Source organism: Frateuria sp. Soil773, from assembly GCF_001428405.1.
Taxonomy (GTDB): Bacteria; Pseudomonadota; Gammaproteobacteria; order Xanthomonadales; family Rhodanobacteraceae; genus LMSL01.
Genome location: NZ_LMSL01000034.1, coordinates 39,510 through 55,254, shown reverse-complemented (window position 1 = coordinate 55,254; position 15,745 = coordinate 39,510). Strand labels below are relative to the sequence as shown.

The following is a 15,745-nucleotide window of genomic DNA, read 5'->3' as shown; positions in this document are numbered from 1 at the left end:
TTGTGGCGTGAGGTATGCCGTGCGACGGGTCGGCGACGGCGCGGACCGCCGTCGTCCGACGCTGGCCAGGTTTTCCTATCTAAGGGCTCGCGCACTCCGGCGCAAGATCCCGGCAAGGCTTTTTATCTATCCCGGGGCGTTGATCACGGCGAGGAAATCCCGGCCGTAGCGCTTGAGCTTGGCCTCGCCCACGCCGCTGACCTCGGCCAGCTCGGCCTCGTTCGCCGGCATCGCGCGCAGCATCGCCAGCAGGGTCGCGTCGTGGAACACCACGTACGGCGGCACGCCCTGCTGGCGCGCCAACTGCGTGCGCAGGGCGCGCAGCGCGTCCCACAGCGGCTGCTCGTAGGCCTCGATGCCGATGCTGGCGCCGGTCACCAACTGGCTGTCGCGGCGGCGCCGCGCGCTGCGCTGCGGGCGCGCGTCCTCGCGCAGATGCACCTGCCGGTTGCCGACCAGCACCTCGCGGCTGGTCTTCGTCAGCCGCAGGGTGCCGTAGCCCTCCGCATCGGCCTCCAGCAGGCCCGCGGCGAGCAACTGGCGGAACACCGAGCGCCACGCCTTCTCGTCCATGTCGGCACCGATGCCGAAGGTGGTCAGCTTGTCGTGGCCGAGCTGGCTCACGCGCTCGCCGTCGATGCCGCGCAGGATGTCGATGACATGGCCGGACCCGAAGCGCTGGCCGCTGCGGTACACCGCCGACAGCGCCTTCTGCGCGGGCACGGTGGCGTCCCAGGTGCGGGGCGGCTCGATGCAGTTGTCGCAGTGGCCGCAGGGGCCGCGGTAATCCTCGCCGAACGCGCCCAGCAGCAGCTCGCGCCGGCAGCGCGTGGCCTCGGCGTAGGCCAGCAGCGCCTCCAGCTTCTGCCGCTCGATCCGCTTGCGCTCGTCGGCCGACTCGGACTGGGCGATCATCTGGCTCATCGTCACCACGTCGGCCAGGCCGTAGATCATCCACGCCTCGGCCGGCAGGCCGTCGCGGCCGGCGCGGCCGGTCTCCTGGTAATAGCCTTCCATGCTGCGCGGCAGGTCCAGGTGCGCCACGAAGCGCACGTCGGGCTTGTCGATGCCCATGCCGAAGGCGACCGTGGCCACCATCACCACGCCGTCCTCGCGCAGGAAGCGCTGCTGGTTCTTCGCGCGCGTGGCCGCGTCGAGGCCGGCGTGGTACGGCAGCGCCTCGATGCCGGCCTCGGCCAGCCACGCGGCCGTCTCGTCCACCTTCTTGCGGCTCAGCGCGTAGACAATGCCGGCCTCGCCGCGATGGCCGTCGAGGAACTGCATAAGCTGGGTGCGCGGGTTGTGCTTCAGCGCCACCCGGTAACCGATGTTCGGGCGGTCGAAGCTGGAAACGAACTGGCGCGCCTGCTGCAGCGCCAGCCGCTCGACGATCTCCTCGCGCGTGCGCGGGTCGGCGGTGGCGGTGAGCGCGATCCGCGGCACGTCGGGAAAGCGCTCGTGCAGCAGGGTCAGCTCGCGGTATTCGGGGCGGAAGTCGTGGCCCCACTGCGATACGCAGTGCGCCTCGTCGATCGCGAACAGCGCGACCTCGGTGCGTTCGAGCAGGCCGAGGAAACGCGAGGTGAGCAGCCGCTCCGGCGCCACGTACAGCAGGTTCAGCTCGCCGGCCAGCAGTTGCCGCTCCACCTCGCGCTGCGCTTCCGCGTCCAGGCTGGAATTGAGGTAGGCCGCCGCCACGCCGGCCTCGCGCAGCGCGTCCACCTGGTCCTGCATCAGCGCGATCAGCGGCGACACCACGATGCCGGTGCCTTGCCGCACCAGGGCGGGAATCTGGTAGCACAGCGATTTGCCGCCGCCGGTGGGCATCAGCACCAGCGCGTCGCCGCCGTCGATCAGGTGCTCGACGATGGCTTGCTGCTGGCCGCGAAAACTGGCGTAACCGAAAACGCTCTGGAGAATGTCGGAGGAAGTGGCAGGCATCCGCTACATGCTAGCAAACCGGCCCGGCGACGGAGGTTGCCGGGTTGTCGGCGACGGCCGATTCGAGGGGCGGGGGAGTCACGCCCGTGCCTGCCGGATTGCTTCTCTCCCTCCCGTGGGAGCGGCTTCGGATGCGGCGGTCTTTTCGTCGAGGGACGAGGGCGGGAAACCGCGGCTGAAGCCGCTCCTGCAACGGTCCGGCGATCGCGCGGCCTAGCCGCCGGGCATGCCCCACAGCAGGCGGTCGATGTCGGCGTCCAGGCCGAAGCGCGACAGCGGCACGCGGCCGTTCTTCACCTCGACGCCCTCGGCGCGCAGCAACCGGCTCTGCTCGCGGAAGCCGCGGCTGCCCGGCGGCATGGCGATGTGCCCGTCGGAGCGCAGCACCCGGTACCACGGCAGTTCCATGCCGTCGGGCACCTCGCCGAGCAGGCGGCCGACCAGCCGCGCCCTCCCCGGCAGGCCCGCGCGCGCGGCGATGGCGCCGTAACTGGCGACGCGGCCGCGCGGGATCGCGGCGATCGCGGCATAGACGCGGGCATGGGCTTCCTGCATGGCCGTCACTTGGGGGCAATGAAGCGGCAGGTTACCATCGGGCCGCTTGCCGCAGTACCCGCCAACGGGCGTCCGCCAAAGAAAGGAAGCCGCGCCATGCGTCACTTCGAAGCCGTGCGTTCCCATGTCGGCAGCCAGCACCGGCTGCGCCAGAACGATCCCTACCTGGTCAGCTTCGACCTCGCCCTGCCGCAGGGCCGGCACCAGGGCATCTACCTGGCGGAACTGGAGGACGAGGGCGGCCGGCGCTACCTGCGCATCTCCACCCCGATCGGCCCGCTCGCCGGCGCCGATCCACGCCGCTGCCTGCGCTTCAACTGGGAGCAGCGCACCGGCTTTCTCGCCGTCACCGACCTGGACGGCTCGCCCTACCTGCACCTGTGCGAGAACCGCCCCTACGAATTCCTCGACGCGGCCGAGCTCAACCGCCTGATCGCCGAGCTGGGTGCGCTGGGCGACCAGCTCGAACAGGCGATCGCCAGCGAGGGCGACAGCTTCTGAGAGTCCGCTCCCGATCTCCTGTCCCCCCACGAAACGTCATCCCGGCGGCTTTCAACGGCCGAAGGGCTGGTCGGGCTGGAGGTGCTTTTCAACAGCCGAAGGGCCGGTCTTCCAGCGTCTTCAAGCTCTGGAGCATCGAGTCACTGGATTCCTGCCTTCGCAGGAATGACGACAAGGAAGGACGAGCGGGCGGTCGGACTTGACTCCACGGATAGGCTCCGAGGCTCAGAAGAACCGCGCCGACAGCCGCACGAAGCCGTAGGCCAGCAGCGCGGTGATCGGCAGGGTAAGGATCCACGCCCATACCATCCGCTCCACCACCGACCAGCGGATCGCGTTGAAGCGCTTGGCCGCGCCCACGCCCATGATCGAGGCGGACACGTTGTGGGTGGTCGAGACCGGGATGCCGAACGCCGACGCGGTGAGGATCACCGCCGCCGAGCTGCCTTCCGCGGCGAAGCCGTTGATCGGGTGCAGCTTGACCATCTTGTGGCCGAGCGTCTTGATGATCCGCCAGCCGCCGCCGGCGGTGCCGCCGGCCATGGTCAGCGCGCACACCACCGCCACCCAGGACGGCACCGCGAAGCCGCCGTCGGCGGAACCGGCGATGCGCAGGAAGCCCAGCCAACCCGGAAGCTGGTCGAACTGCCCCGCCGCGGTGGCGCCAGCCAGCGCCAGCGCGATGATGCCCATGCTCTTCTGCGCGTCGTTCATGCCGTGGGCCAGGCCCATCGCGCTGGCCGAGACGATCTGCGCCTTGCCGAAGAACGCGTTGACGAACGGCGTACGGCCGAACCGTCGCAGGAAGCCGGTGCGGTTGGAACACCACGACAGCAGCGCGTACAGCGCCCCCATCAGCAGGAAGCCGATCACGAAGCCCATCAAGGGCGAGACCACCATCGGCACGATCACCTTCGGGACCACGCCCTTGCCTTCCCACCAGTGGGCGCCGCCCTGCGACCAGATCACCGAAGCGAAGTTGTCGCCGGAGGCGGCGATGGCCGCGCCGACCAGGGCGCCGACCAGGGCGTGGCTGGAGCTGGAGGGCAGCCCCCACCACCAGGTGATCAGGTTCCATACCGTCGCCGCCAGCAGGGCGCAGATCAGCAGTTGCGGCCCGGCCGCGATCACGTCGGTGTCGATCAGCCCGGCGGCGATGGTCTTGGCCACCGCGGTGCCCCATAACGCGCCGATCAGGTTGGTCACCGCCGCCAGCAGCACCGCCTGGCCGGGGCTGAGCACCTTGGTCGACACCACCGTGGCGATCGAATTGGCGGTGTCGTGGAAGCCGTTGATGTAGGTGAAGACGAGTGCGATCAGCACCACCGCGACGACCAGGCCGAGTGTCATGCGGCGGGCCTCAGGAGTTCTTCAGCACGATCGAATAGACGACGTTGCCGACGTCGCGGCACTTGTCGATCGCCTTCTCGATCAGCTCGAACAGGTCCTTGGCCAGCATCGCCTTCATGGCGTCGTTGCCCTCGACGTACAGCGTGCGGTACGGCGCCAGCAGCATGCGGTCGCCCTCGGACTCCAGCGCCTGCAGGCGGTCCTGCAGTTTCTTCACCGGGTCGATGCGCAGGCCGCGGCGCAGCTCGCCGATCATCTCGGCCACCACCGTGGCGGATTGCTCGAGCACCTGGGCGCGCTGGGCGAAGTCCACGCCGGCCACCCGTTCGCCGACGATGATGTAGCGCTCGGCGAACTTCTCCACCGTCTTGGGGATCTTGTACAGCGCGGAATTGAGCGCGTCGATGTCCTCGCGGTCCAGCGCGGTGACGAAGGTGTTCACCAGCTCCTCGCTGATCTGCGCGGCCAGCGCCTTCTCGCGCGTGCGCATCTCGGCGAACGCGGCCATCACCGGCGCCCGGTCGCTGCGGGCGACCAGCTCGTGCAGCGCCTTGGCGCTCTCCCTGGCCGCCTCGGCGCTCTGTTCGAGCAGGCCGTAGAACTTGTCGCCTTTACCGAAAATCGTCTGCAGTGAAAACATGCGGGCAGCGCCTGGAGCCGGAAATGGGTGATATGGCAGGCATGTTACAGGACAGCCGGCGCTTCCCGCACCGCCCGGCCCGCGTGAAGGCGGGCCGCGCAGGCCTTACACTCCGGCCCATGTCACCTCACCGCCAGCGCCCGCGATGCTGACCGAAATCGCGCTCGTCTTCGTGCTCGCCCTGTTCAACGGCTTCTTCGCGCTGTCGGAAATGGCGCTGGTGGCCTCGCGCCGCAGCCGCCTCAAGCAGATGGCGAAAACCAGCCGGCGCGCCCGCGTCGCCCTGCGCCACGCCGAGGCGCCGGAGCGCTTCCTGTCCACCGTGCAGGTCGGCATTACCCTGGTGATGCTGATCACCGGCGCGCTGGCCGGCGACGCCCTGGGCGCGCATATCGCCGAGGCGCTGCACAGGGGCCGGGCGGCCTGGCTGGAGCCCTACGCGCACGGCCTCGGCATCGTGATCGGCTTCGTGCTGATCTCGTTCATCCAGATCGTGATCGGCGAACTGGTGCCCAAGCGGCTGGCGCTGTCCGCGCCGGAGACGCTGTCCGGCCTGGTGGCGATGCCGATGCTGGTGCTGTCGCGGCTCACCGCGCCGTTCGTGTGGCTGCTCAACCGTTCCAGCGGCGTGCTGCTGAAGCTGCTGCGGGTGGACGACAAGGGCCGCGGCGCCGCCACCGAGGAGGAAATCCGCCTGCTGGTGGCCGAGAGCGCCGAGCAGGGCGTGCTCGACCAGGACGAGCACAACATGGTCAACCGCGTGCTGCGCCTGGGCGACCGCACGGTGGACAGCGTGATGACCCCGCGCATGCGGATCGCCTGGCTGGACCTGTCCGCGCCGCGCAGCGAAAGCATCGAGGTGATGCGCAGCACCCCCTACTCGCGTTACCCGGTCTACCGCGGCGACGAGAGCGACGTGGTCGGCGTGCTGGAGGTGAAGAGCCTGCTCGGCGGCATCGCCGACGGCGCCCCGGACCTGTTCCGCCGCCTGGGCAAGCCGTTGTACGTGCCGGCCACGGCGCGGGCGATGGACCTGCTGGAGGAGTTCCGCGACGCCGAGACGCCGATGGCGCTGGTGGTGGACGAATACGGCGACATCGAGGGCCTGGTCACGCTCAACGACCTGCTGGCGGCGGTGGTCGGCGCGAGCCAGCTCGGCCACGGCAGCCGCGAGGAGACATCGCCGATCGTGGCCCGCGCGGACGGCAGTTGGCTGGTCGACGGCTCGCTGTCCTCCGACGACCTGCGCGAGCTGCTGCACCTGGAACGCCTGCCCGGCGAGCGGGAGCACGACTTCCGCACCGCCGCCGGCATGGTGATGGCGGCGCTCGGCCACATCCCGCAGACCGGCGAGGTGTTCGCCTGGCGCGGCATCCGCTTCGAGGTGGTGGACCTGGACGGCGCGCGCATCGACAAGCTGCTGGTCACCCCCGCGCCGCCGTTGGAGACATCGGACGACGAGCAGTAGCGTCATCGCCGATTCAAGCTGGCCCTGCATGATCGGGGGAATGACCGCCCCCATCCACGACCTGCGCACCACCGAGCTGCTCGCCGCCGCGCTCGACCGCCACGACGGCGACCGCATCGCCCTCGGCGACCTGATGGAGCCGCTGCGACGGCGCGCCTTCGGCTTTCTCCTGCTGCTGCTCGCGGTGCCCAACTTCATCCCGGTGCCGCTCGGCATCGGCGGGGTGATGGGGGTGCTGGTGATCGCGCTGGGCCTGCAGATGCTGGCCGGGCTGGAACATCCCTGGCTGCCCCGCTGGCTGGCGCGGCGCACGCTGTCGCGCACGGCCCTGCGCCGCTTCCTCGCGCGCATCGCGCCGGTCACCCGCCGGCTGGAGCGGATCTGCCGGCCGCGGCTGGAACGGCTGACGATGCGCCCGCTGACGATCGCCTCCGGGTTGGTGATGATCCTGCTCGGCCTGCTGCTGGCCCTGCCGATCCCGTTCACCAACTACCTGTTCGGCGCGATGCTGCTGGCGTTCGCGTTCGCCCTGATCGAGCGCGACGGCGCTTTGCTGGTGCTGGTATGGCTGGCCACCGCCGCCAGCGTGCTGCTGTCGGCCACTTTCAGCCACGCCTTGCTCAAGCTGTTCCGCGACCTGTTCTGACGATCAGGCGGCCGTTCGCGCGGACGATGACGCCGCCATTCCCGCGGAAGCTGGAATCCAGCGCCCTTCGAAGTCGCCGGACAGCCGGCCCTGCGGCTGTTCGGCAGGGGTGGGCGGACCGCAGTATCCCGCTCCGTCGAACGCCCATCGGCGCAAGCACCTGCCCTACGGAACGGCTCAGTCCGGCTTGCGGGCGGCCGCCAGGGTCGCCATCCGCTGGGCGTCGGCAAGGATGCCGTGCAGCACGCGCAGCTCGCGCTCGTCCGGCTGCGCGCGCTGGAACAGCTTGCGCAGGCGCAGCATGATCGTGGTCGGCTCGCGGCCCTTGTGGAACTCGATGTCGTCCAGGGTCTGCGCCAGGTGCGCGTAGAAGCGCTCCATCTTCGCCGCATCGGCCGGCGGCTCGTCGTGCTCCGGCGGCGGAGGCGGCGCCTGGTCGCCGAGCAGGGCCAGGCGCAGCTCGTAGGCCATCACCTGCACCGCCTGCGACAGGTTGAGCGAGCTGAAGTCGTCCACGCTGGGGATGCGCACCATCGCGTGGCAGCGCGCCAGTTCCTCGTTTTCCAGCCCGGTGCGCTCGTTGCCGAACACCAGTGCCACCTGTTCGCCGCGCGCGGCGGCGGCCAGCGCCCGGGCGGCGGCCTCGCGCGGGGCCAGCTCCGGCAGGTTCACGCCGCGCCGGCGCGCCGACAGGCCCAGCGCGAAGCTGGCGCCGACCAGCCCCTCGACCAGTTCGCCGTGGATGCCCGCCCCGCCCAGCACGTCGTCGGCGCCGGCGGCCAGCGCCGAGGCTTCCGGGTCGGGAAAGCGGTGCGGCGCGACCAGTTCCATGCGGGTGAAGCCCATGGTCCGGATGGCCCGCGCCGCGCTGCCGATATTGCCCGGGTGCGAGGTGCGCACCAGCACGAAGCGGAGGCGGGCGGCGAGGTCGGCGGCAGCGGTCATGCGGTCGGATCGGGTGGCGGGACGGTCGGCAAGGATAGTCGATGGCGGCCTCGCCGGCCCGCCGCCCCTGCCCCGCCTGCCCGGGAAGCCGCGCCTCTGCTAGAATCGCCGGCCGCAATCCCCGCTCTTTTTCCAAAGCCGAAGCCATGCCAAGACCCGCCGTCACCATCGCGGCGCGCGCCGCGCGCTCTGCAGGCAACGTGATCCTGCGCTACATGAACCGCATCGACGGCCTCAACGTCGTCGAGAAGCAGCGCATGGACTTCGCCTCCGAGGTCGACCGGCTGGCCGAAGCCGAGATCGTCAAGGAACTGCGCCGCGCCTACCCCGACCACGCCATCCTCGCCGAGGAAAGCGGCGCCATCGGCAAGGGCCCGCTGACCTGGGTGATCGACCCGCTCGACGGCACCCACAACTACCTGCGCGGCATCCCGCACTTCAGCGTGTCGATCGCGCTGCTGGAAAAGGGCGTACCGGTCTACGGCGTGGTGTTCGACCCGCTGCGCGACGAGCTGTACACCGCCAGCAAGGGCGACGGCGCCTATCTCAACGACCGCCGCATCCGCGTCTCACGTCGCGAGAACCTCGGCGGCGCGATGATCGCCACCGGCTTTCCGTACCGCCAGCGCGAGCACCTTGGCCCGCAGTTGGACATGACCCGCGCGATCCTCGGCCAGGCCGAGGACATCCGCCGTTCCGGCTCCGCCGCGCTGGACCTGGCCTACACCGCCGCCGGCCGCTACGACGGTTACTTCGAGATCGGCCTGAAGCCCTGGGACATGGCCGCCGGCGTGCTGCTGGTGCGCGAGGCGGGCGGGCGCTACTGCGATTTCGCCGGCCGCGACGGCATCCCGGCCAGCGGCAACCTCATCGCCGGCAACCTGCACGTGGCCAAGGCGATGGTCGACGCGATCGGGCAGCAGGCGACGCCGGCGCTGCTGAAGGCCTGAGCGGCCCCAAAAAGGCAAAGGCGCTCACCGCGCCTTCGCCTTGCCGAGGCCTGCGGATCAAGCCAGGAACTTCGCCCAATCACTGGAAGAGAAGCGCTCCACTCTCTCCAGTTATCAACCAACAACCCATCCGGGCTTTTCTTTCGGAGCCGCTGCAGCTTCACGCAAAACCACCGCCGCAACACCGTTCGCTGGATTTTTTACGGCTACTTGTCGATGGCTTTGAGCATCTCGACCGCCTCATCGTTCTTTATCGCTTTTGAATTCAATCCATCCACGACCTTCAATTTTGCTGCCGCCTTGCTGGCATCCGCACTGGCACGCGCCACATCCGCATTGGCGATCGTATTGATGCTGTTCATGACTTCCTTGAAGTAACTTAAAAGGTCGGCATCACTGATTTTCCTATTGAGCGATGCCTCGCATATCCGGTATAGCGCCTCCCGGGCAATGAGAACGGTCTGGGTTCTGCCAGACAAGGCTATCGCCGTCGCCGTCGCGCTTCCGTCCGCCCCGCCCTCCCCGCCGGAGTTTTTCAGCTTGCCGGATATCTTTGTCGCCAATGTCAGCGCCACGTCGGGGACAGGTTCCGAACAGAACTTGAACTTGCCTTCGGCGCCGGCCGGCACGAGAAACGCGCCACGGCGGCTGGAATCGTAATCGATCCATACCACGCCGTTTTCCAGCGAATGCTTACGCGCCGGGGCAGTGAAATTCACGCACCCATGCATGGCCAAACAGCCCCCTGCGACAACGAGCAATCCGGTCATGCGCCAGGGAGAATTCCAGAACTGCCCGGCCTCATGCGAAATAACGGACCCATATTCGGCCTGCCGCCGGTCTTTCCGGCGCAAACGAGCGAAACGCGCAACGATGCTGTTTTCCATAACGTTCCCCTGATATGGCGAGAGAAAGCCTCCCGCCTCTCCGGAAACATAGGGCAGTCGCAGATACCCGTTCATCGCCCAAATGGATGATGTCGAATAGCCGCCCTGCGTAACATCAGCACGCGCCAAGGCGCGACAGCAGCACTACGAGTTCAGCCTGGCGCTCGGTACCTGTCTTGCGAAACAACGCTCGCAACTGGGTGCGCACCGTATGAATGGTGACGCCCAGCGCGAGCGCGCACTGCTCGGGCGTGGCGCCACCTGCCAGTTGTCCGGCCACGCGACATTCGGCATGGGTGAGATGGAACAGGTCGGCCAGCAGCGCGCTATGAAAGACGCGGCGCGGCGAGACCACCAGTGCCAGGCGACGCCCGGCTTCGGGCAGCGCGGTATTCTCCGCCGAAAATGGCGTAATCAGCAGTTCGTATGCGCTTGGCTGCGCCGCCTGCAACCATCCCGCACGCGCTGGCGCGGGGCCTGCGGCGATGCGAATCAACGCGGCCAGCCGTGCAGGCTGGTCGCGTCCCAGCAACCGCCCTTCGCGCAGGCAGAGCGGGCAATGGCTGCTGCCCAGCCACCTTTCAGCCGCATGGTTGGCATAGCGCACGCGGCCATCGGCATCGACCAGCCAGATCGGCGAATCATGGCGGTCCAGCAGTAGGTCGCGCCGGGCCACATCCAGCTCCAATTCGTGGATGTGTTGGGAAAGCCGTCCGGCACGCTCCAGGTGAGGCGCCATGCGCACCAGCAGTTGCTGGTGCTCCTTCCGGGGCGCCGCGGCCCCGGTCAGGGCAAGCAGGGAAAGATAGGCTCCCGCCCTGTCCGTTTCGTACAGCTTCAAACAGGAAATGCGTTGCAAGCCTTCGAGCTGGCGAAATTCGGCATAGAACGGATCGCGGCGCATGCGTTCCTCGCCCAATTCCTCCACGTCGTGATACCAATCTCCCGGCTTGCGGCCAAGCATGAACTGCCGGGAGGGATCGAAAGCGTGGAAATGCTCGTTGTAAGCCTGGATCGTGGCGGGGGAAAACATCGAGATCGAGCCGACGCGCGGGCCGCCTTGACGCTGATCCCAGAACAAGAGCCCGACAGACTGCCTGCCGCTCGCGGAAAGCAGGCGCTGCAAAAGCGCGTACCAGGCGCTGCTGTCCAATACGCAGGCATAGCAGCGCTCGATAAGATCGTCAAAGAGCCTTTCGGCTGCCGTATTGCGCATGGCGCCTCCTGCACCGTGCCGAGACGCCACCATACTGGAGAGGCATGGCGGCTGCCAGGTTCCGGAATCGGCAGCCGGGAGCGAAGGCGCCCTCGCCGCTTCGCTGCGGATTATCTGCGGAATTCGGTAGGGCGTTCCAACTGGTAGATCGCCTCGCCCAGCTCGTCTAGCCGGGCCGTGAGGATGGCCTGCGCGTCGTAGAGCCCGCGGTTGTAGAAATACGCGCCGATTTCGCCGGCGAAGAAATCCAGCAGGAACTCGGCGTCGAAGCGGCCGATTTCCTGGTTCAGCTCCTCGGCGAAGTAGAGCTTGATCCTGCGCACGATGACTTCTTTCTCGTCGCTGCTGAACTGGATGTCCGGCATGGCCGTTGCCTCCCGATGAATGACAGGGTTGCCGGCAAGGCGCTCAGGGCGCCGATTCGCCCGCCTCGCGCAGGAACCCGCGCAGGAACGGTATGGTGATCCGCCGCTGCGCCGCCAGCGAGGCCTGGTCGAGCCGGTCGAGCAGGTCGAGCAGCGCGCCGAGGTCGCGCGCGTAGCGGGCGAACAGCCAGTCGAGCACGCCGTCGTCCAGCTCGATGCCGCGCGACGCCGCCTGCGCCTTGAGCACCTCGCGGCGCTCGGCGTCGTCCAGCGGCTTCAGCGCGAACTGGGTGCAGGCGCCCAGGCGCGAGCGCAGGTCGGGCAGGCCCAGGCCCAGTTGCGCGGGTGCCGCCTCGGCGGCGAACAGCAGCTCGCTGCCTTCGGCGCGGGCGCGGTTGTAGAGGTCGAACAGCGCGTGCTCGGCGTCCGCCTGGCCGGCGATCGCGCCGAGGTCGTCCAGCGCCAGCAGCTCGCTGCCGGCCACGCCGCGGATCGCCGCGGCGCGGTCGGCGACCGCCGCCAGCGGCAGGTACTGCACGCGCCGGCCCGCCGCGCTGGCCGCCTGGCAGGCGGCCATCAGCAGGTGGCTGCGGCCACTGCCTGCCGGGCCGTGCAGGTATACCCACGGCGCGTCTGGCGCCGTCGCCAGCGCCTGCACGGCGGCCAGCGCGGCGGCGTTCGCGCCGGCGTGGAAATGTTCGAAGCGCTGGCGCCGCGGCCAGCGCAGGGCGAGCGGCAACTGCGGGATCATGGCGCGTCGCGGTCGGCCTTGCCGGGCTTCGGCGCCACCTCGACGTCGGCCTCGACCGTGCCGTCGGCGGTGTGCACGGTGACGTCGACCTCGGCGATCACCGGGTCCTCCGGCCCTTCCTCGGTGTACAGCTCGCTCATCCGGTAGCGCTCCAGCAGGTAGCGCAGCACCACCATGATCACCGAGGCCGCCGGCAGCGCCAGCAGCACGCCGAGGAAGCCGAACAGGTAGCCGCCGGCGAGCACCGCGAAGATCACCGCGACCGGATGCAGGCCGATCTTGTCGCCGACCAGCTTGGGCACCAGCACGTAGCCTTCCAGCAACTGGCCGACCACGAACACGCCGCAGACCAGCAGCACGTGGGTCCAGTCGCCGTACTGCACCAGCGCCGCGACGATGGCAGCGACGAAGCCGATGATGAAGCCGAGATAGGGCACGAAGCTGAGCAGGCCGGCGACCATGCCGATCAGCGGTCCCACCGACAGCCCGACCAGGCCCAGCCCGGCGCCGTAGAAGATGCCCAGCGCCAGCATCACCAGCAACTGGCCGCGCACGAACGCGCCGAGCACGGTGTCCGACTCGCGCGCCAGGTGTGCCACGGTGGGCTCGATCGAGCGCGGCAGCACGCCGTCGATGTACGCCACCAGCCGGTCCCAGTCGCGCAGCAGGTAGAACGCCACCACCGGGATCAGCACCAGGTTGGTCAGCCACATCGCCACGCCGACGCTGGAGCGCGAAAGCTTGCCCAGCACGGCGCCGGCCACGCCGCCGATCGAGCCCAGGTGCGCCTTGACCGCCGCCACCAGGCGGTCGGTGTCGAAGGTATTGGGGTCCAGGTGCAGCTTGGCCTGCACCCAGGGCAGCGCGGTGCCCTGCGCCCACTCGCCGTAGCGCGGCAGGTTGGCGATCAGGTTCTCGACCTGCCGCGAGACCAGCGGTATCAGCAACAGCAGCGCCCCCGCCACCGCCAGCAGCAGCACGATGAACACGATGCTCACCGCCAGCGTGCGCCCCATGCCGAACCGTTCGAGGCGGTCGGCCAGCGGATCGCCCAGGTAGGCCAGCATCGCGGCGATCGCGAACGGCATCATCACCGGCGCCAGCAGCCAGAACAGGTAGGCGATGACCGCGGCGATGGCCAGCAGTTGCCAGCGGCGGGAGTTGTCAGGGCTCATGGCGTCGTCTCGGCGGCGTGGGGCGCGTCCAGCGCAGGCTGGCGGCGGGCATGCTCAATGCAGCCAGCGCAGGCTGGCGTCGGCGCCCGGATGGGCCTCGGCCTGCATCATCCGGCCTTCCGCGGCCAGGCTGGCGGCCAGCGCGGCCGACGGCATGCTCGCCTTGACGCCCAGCATCAGGCCGCCGTCCTGCGCGCCCAGCAGGTCGACCTGGCGCACCGCCGGCTCGGCGCGCAGGGTCGCCAGCAGGTTGGCGTAGTCCATCGCCGACTGCAGGCCGGTCACCCACAGCTTGCCGTCGCTGACGGCGCCGCCGATCACGTTGAGCTGCTTGCCGATGCGGTCGACCGCCGCCCCGCCCGCCTCCGCCAGCATGGCGTCCTCGCTGGTGCCGCTGCCGGTCCAGTGCTGCGCCCGACCGCCGGAAACCAGCGTCCACTCCGACCGGCCGCCCTTGAGGTCGCCCAGCAGGATCAGTCCGGTGTGGTACTGCCGGGCCACGGCCGCCAGCGCGGCCGGATCGGCCGACGCCAGCGCCTGCAGGTCCGGAGCCTGGTCCGGGGCGGCGTAGATCACTTCCAGCCCGCGCGCCGCGGCCGCCTGGGCCAGCGCGTCCAGCGAATCCTTGCCCAGCAGGCTGCCGTCGCTGCCGTGCACCACGGCCAGCAGCGGCGGTTTCTCGCCGGCCGCCGGCACGCCCAGCTTCTGGATCAGGCGGCGCACCGCGCCCTGATCGAAGGTCGCCTGCACCGCCAGCCCCGCGCCTGCACGCTGGTACTGGTACTGCTGCACCATCCCCGGCGCGCCCTTCAGGGCGTCCGCATAGCCGGCCTTGCCGCGCAGGTCCTGGCCGCCGGCGACGCGCACCAGCACCTGGCCCAGCGCATCGGCGAAGGCCGCGTCGCGCTGCGCTTCGCTGGTGTCTTCCACCGGCACCACCACCGTATAGGGCGAAGCCGGCGCCGCCGGCACCTGCGCCCGGACCGGCGACAGCGCGGCAAGGCCCAGCGCGAGGGAAGCAAGCAGCAGGCGGGACAGGCGCATGGACAAAGGACTCATCCTGAGGGGGATCAGCCGGAAGTCTGCCCAATCCGGCCAGCAGCGTCCATCGAACGGGCCGGGCACCGGCCCCTCCGGGCCGGCGCCGGAGCGCGGCCGGGCCCGCGCGGGCTGAGGTTTCGGTTGCGCAAGCTGCTAAACTTGCGCGTTCTCCCACGCCGGTTGCAGCCATGTCCGACGACGCCCTCACCTACCGCGCCGCCGGCGTCGACATCGACGCCGGCAATGCGCTGGTCGAACGCATCAAGCCCCTGGTCAAGCGCACCTTCCGCCCGGAGGTGATGGGCGGGCTGGGCGGCTTCGGCGGCCTGTTCGACCTGTCCGGCCGCTACAGGGAGCCGGTGCTGGTATCCGGCACCGACGGCGTCGGCACCAAGCTGAAGCTGGCGCAGATCCTGAACCGCCACGACAGCATCGGCATCGACCTGGTCGGCATGTGCGTGAACGACATCCTGGTGCAGGGCGCCGAGCCGCTGTTCTTCCTCGACTACTTCGCCACCGGCAAGCTGGACGTGGACACCGCCGCGACGGTGGTGGGCGGCATCGCCAAGGGCTGCGAACTCGCCGGCTGCGCCCTGATCGGCGGCGAGACCGCCGAGATGCCCGACATGTACCCGCCCGGCGAATACGACCTGGCCGGCTTCACCGTCGGCGCGGTGGAGAAATCGCAGATGCTGACCGGCGAGGCGATCGTCGCCGGCGACGCGATCCTCGGCGTGGCCTCGTCCGGCCCGCATTCGAACGGCTATTCGCTGGTGCGCAGGATCCTCGAGCGCGCCGGCAGCCCTCTCGACCTCGATCTCGGCGGCGTGAAGCTGGCCGATGCGCTGATGGCGCCGACCACGATCTACGTGAAGCCGATGCTGGCGCTGCTGAAGGAAAGCCCGGTGCACGGCATGGCGCACATCACCGGCGGCGGCCTCAAGGAAAACATCATCCGCGTGGTGCCGGACGGCCTCGGCATCGCGCTGGACGCCTCGGCCCTGGTGCTGCCGCCGGTCTTCGACTGGCTGATGCGCGAAGGCAAGGTGGCGCGCGAGGAGATGTGGCGCACCTTCAACTGCGGCGTCGGCTTCACCGTGATCCTGCCGCAGGATGCGGTGGACGCCGCCTCGGCGCTGCTGGCGAAGCACGGGCTGGCCAGCCGGGTGATCGGCGAAGTGGTGAAGGCAACGGGCGACGAGCGGGTACGGATCGATTGATGCTTGCCAACCCGGCCGCTTGCGTCCCCGTCGCACCGTCATTCCGGCGAAGGCCGGAATCCAGTGAAATGAATCGCGCGAAGCACGCGAAACC

At 69.4% G+C, this 15,745-nt stretch carries 16 protein-coding genes; 5 read left to right on the top strand and 11 right to left on the bottom strand.

Annotation, left to right across the window (positions count from 1 at the left end):
- Positions 1 to 126: 126 nt before the first annotated feature.
- Complete coding sequence (recQ, locus tag ASG87_RS10160; protein WP_056004605.1) at positions 127 to 1,941, bottom strand: DNA helicase RecQ; 1,815 nt, start codon at positions 1,939 to 1,941, stop codon at positions 127 to 129.
- Between the two features lie 213 nt (positions 1,942 to 2,154).
- Positions 2,155 to 2,496 carry an MGMT family protein gene (locus tag ASG87_RS10155; protein WP_056004603.1) on the bottom strand — a complete coding sequence of 114 codons (342 nt, stop codon included), beginning with the start codon at positions 2,494 to 2,496 and terminating at the stop codon, positions 2,155 to 2,157.
- 96 nt (positions 2,497 to 2,592) lie between these two features.
- On the opposite strand from ASG87_RS10155, the gene ASG87_RS10150 reads away from it, so the two are divergent.
- Positions 2,593 to 2,997, top strand: coding sequence for a hypothetical protein (locus ASG87_RS10150; RefSeq protein ID WP_056004602.1), 405 nt, complete (start codon positions 2,593 to 2,595; stop codon positions 2,995 to 2,997).
- 225 nt (positions 2,998 to 3,222) lie between these two features.
- Here ASG87_RS10150 and ASG87_RS10145 read toward each other — a convergent pair whose 3' ends face one another.
- Together ASG87_RS10145 and ASG87_RS10140 are read right to left on the bottom strand one after the other, a co-directional pair.
- The gene (locus ASG87_RS10145; RefSeq protein WP_056004600.1) at positions 3,223 to 4,347 is read right to left on the bottom strand and encodes an inorganic phosphate transporter; all 1,125 of its coding nucleotides are present in this window, start codon (positions 4,345 to 4,347) and stop codon (positions 3,223 to 3,225) included.
- Between the two features lie 10 nt (positions 4,348 to 4,357).
- A complete protein-coding gene (locus ASG87_RS10140; RefSeq protein ID WP_056004597.1) occupies positions 4,358 to 4,987 on the bottom strand; it encodes a hypothetical protein in 630 nt (209 codons plus the stop codon).
- Between the two features lie 145 nt (positions 4,988 to 5,132).
- Between ASG87_RS10140 and ASG87_RS10135 the strand changes: the two genes are divergently transcribed.
- Positions 5,133 to 6,455, top strand: coding sequence for a hemolysin family protein (locus ASG87_RS10135; RefSeq protein ID WP_056004595.1), 1,323 nt, complete (start codon positions 5,133 to 5,135; stop codon positions 6,453 to 6,455).
- A 40-nt stretch (positions 6,456 to 6,495) separates the two neighbouring features.
- Complete coding sequence (locus ASG87_RS10130) at positions 6,496 to 7,101, top strand: exopolysaccharide biosynthesis protein (protein WP_056004593.1); 606 nt, start codon at positions 6,496 to 6,498, stop codon at positions 7,099 to 7,101.
- Positions 7,102 to 7,278: 177 nt separating this feature from the next.
- Here ASG87_RS10130 and ASG87_RS10125 read toward each other — a convergent pair whose 3' ends face one another.
- Positions 7,279 to 8,046 carry an RNA methyltransferase gene (locus tag ASG87_RS10125; RefSeq protein ID WP_056004591.1) on the bottom strand — a complete coding sequence of 256 codons (768 nt, stop codon included), beginning with the start codon at positions 8,044 to 8,046 and terminating at the stop codon, positions 7,279 to 7,281.
- 146 nt (positions 8,047 to 8,192) lie between these two features.
- Here ASG87_RS10125 and ASG87_RS10120 point away from each other — a divergent pair, with 146 nt between their 5' ends.
- Positions 8,193 to 8,996 carry an inositol monophosphatase family protein gene (locus ASG87_RS10120; protein WP_056004590.1) on the top strand — a complete coding sequence of 268 codons (804 nt, stop codon included), beginning with the start codon at positions 8,193 to 8,195 and terminating at the stop codon, positions 8,994 to 8,996.
- A gap of 206 nt (positions 8,997 to 9,202) precedes the next feature.
- On the opposite strand, the gene ASG87_RS10115 is transcribed toward ASG87_RS10120, so the two are convergent.
- From ASG87_RS10115 to ASG87_RS10090, 6 genes are all read right to left on the bottom strand, one after another.
- Positions 9,203 to 9,883, bottom strand: coding sequence for a hypothetical protein (locus tag ASG87_RS10115; protein ID WP_157511011.1), 681 nt, complete (start codon positions 9,881 to 9,883; stop codon positions 9,203 to 9,205).
- Positions 9,884 to 9,998: 115 nt separating this feature from the next.
- Positions 9,999 to 11,099 carry a PAS domain-containing protein gene (locus tag ASG87_RS10110; RefSeq protein WP_056004586.1) on the bottom strand — a complete coding sequence of 367 codons (1,101 nt, stop codon included), beginning with the start codon at positions 11,097 to 11,099 and terminating at the stop codon, positions 9,999 to 10,001.
- A 110-nt stretch (positions 11,100 to 11,209) separates the two neighbouring features.
- On the bottom strand, positions 11,210 to 11,464 hold the full coding sequence (locus ASG87_RS10105) for a DUF2164 domain-containing protein (RefSeq protein ID WP_056004584.1): 255 nt from the start codon (positions 11,462 to 11,464) through the stop codon (positions 11,210 to 11,212).
- Between the two features lie 43 nt (positions 11,465 to 11,507).
- Positions 11,508 to 12,215 (bottom strand): DnaA regulatory inactivator Hda, encoded by a 708-nt coding sequence (gene hda, locus ASG87_RS10100; RefSeq protein ID WP_056004582.1) that lies wholly within the window; start codon positions 12,213 to 12,215, stop codon positions 11,508 to 11,510.
- The gene (locus tag ASG87_RS10095; protein WP_056004581.1) at positions 12,212 to 13,390 is read right to left on the bottom strand and encodes an AI-2E family transporter; all 1,179 of its coding nucleotides are present in this window, start codon (positions 13,388 to 13,390) and stop codon (positions 12,212 to 12,214) included. The genes hda and ASG87_RS10095 overlap by 4 nt, the downstream gene beginning before the upstream one ends.
- A gap of 54 nt (positions 13,391 to 13,444) precedes the next feature.
- Positions 13,445 to 14,434: a DUF2066 domain-containing protein gene (locus ASG87_RS10090; RefSeq protein WP_056004579.1), complete on the bottom strand. Its 990-nt coding sequence runs from the start codon at positions 14,432 to 14,434 to the stop codon at positions 13,445 to 13,447.
- A gap of 185 nt (positions 14,435 to 14,619) precedes the next feature.
- On the opposite strand from ASG87_RS10090, the gene purM reads away from it, so the two are divergent.
- The gene (gene purM / locus ASG87_RS10085) at positions 14,620 to 15,651 is read left to right on the top strand and encodes a phosphoribosylformylglycinamidine cyclo-ligase (RefSeq protein ID WP_056004577.1); all 1,032 of its coding nucleotides are present in this window, start codon (positions 14,620 to 14,622) and stop codon (positions 15,649 to 15,651) included.
- The last annotated feature ends 94 nt before the right edge of the window (positions 15,652 to 15,745 follow it).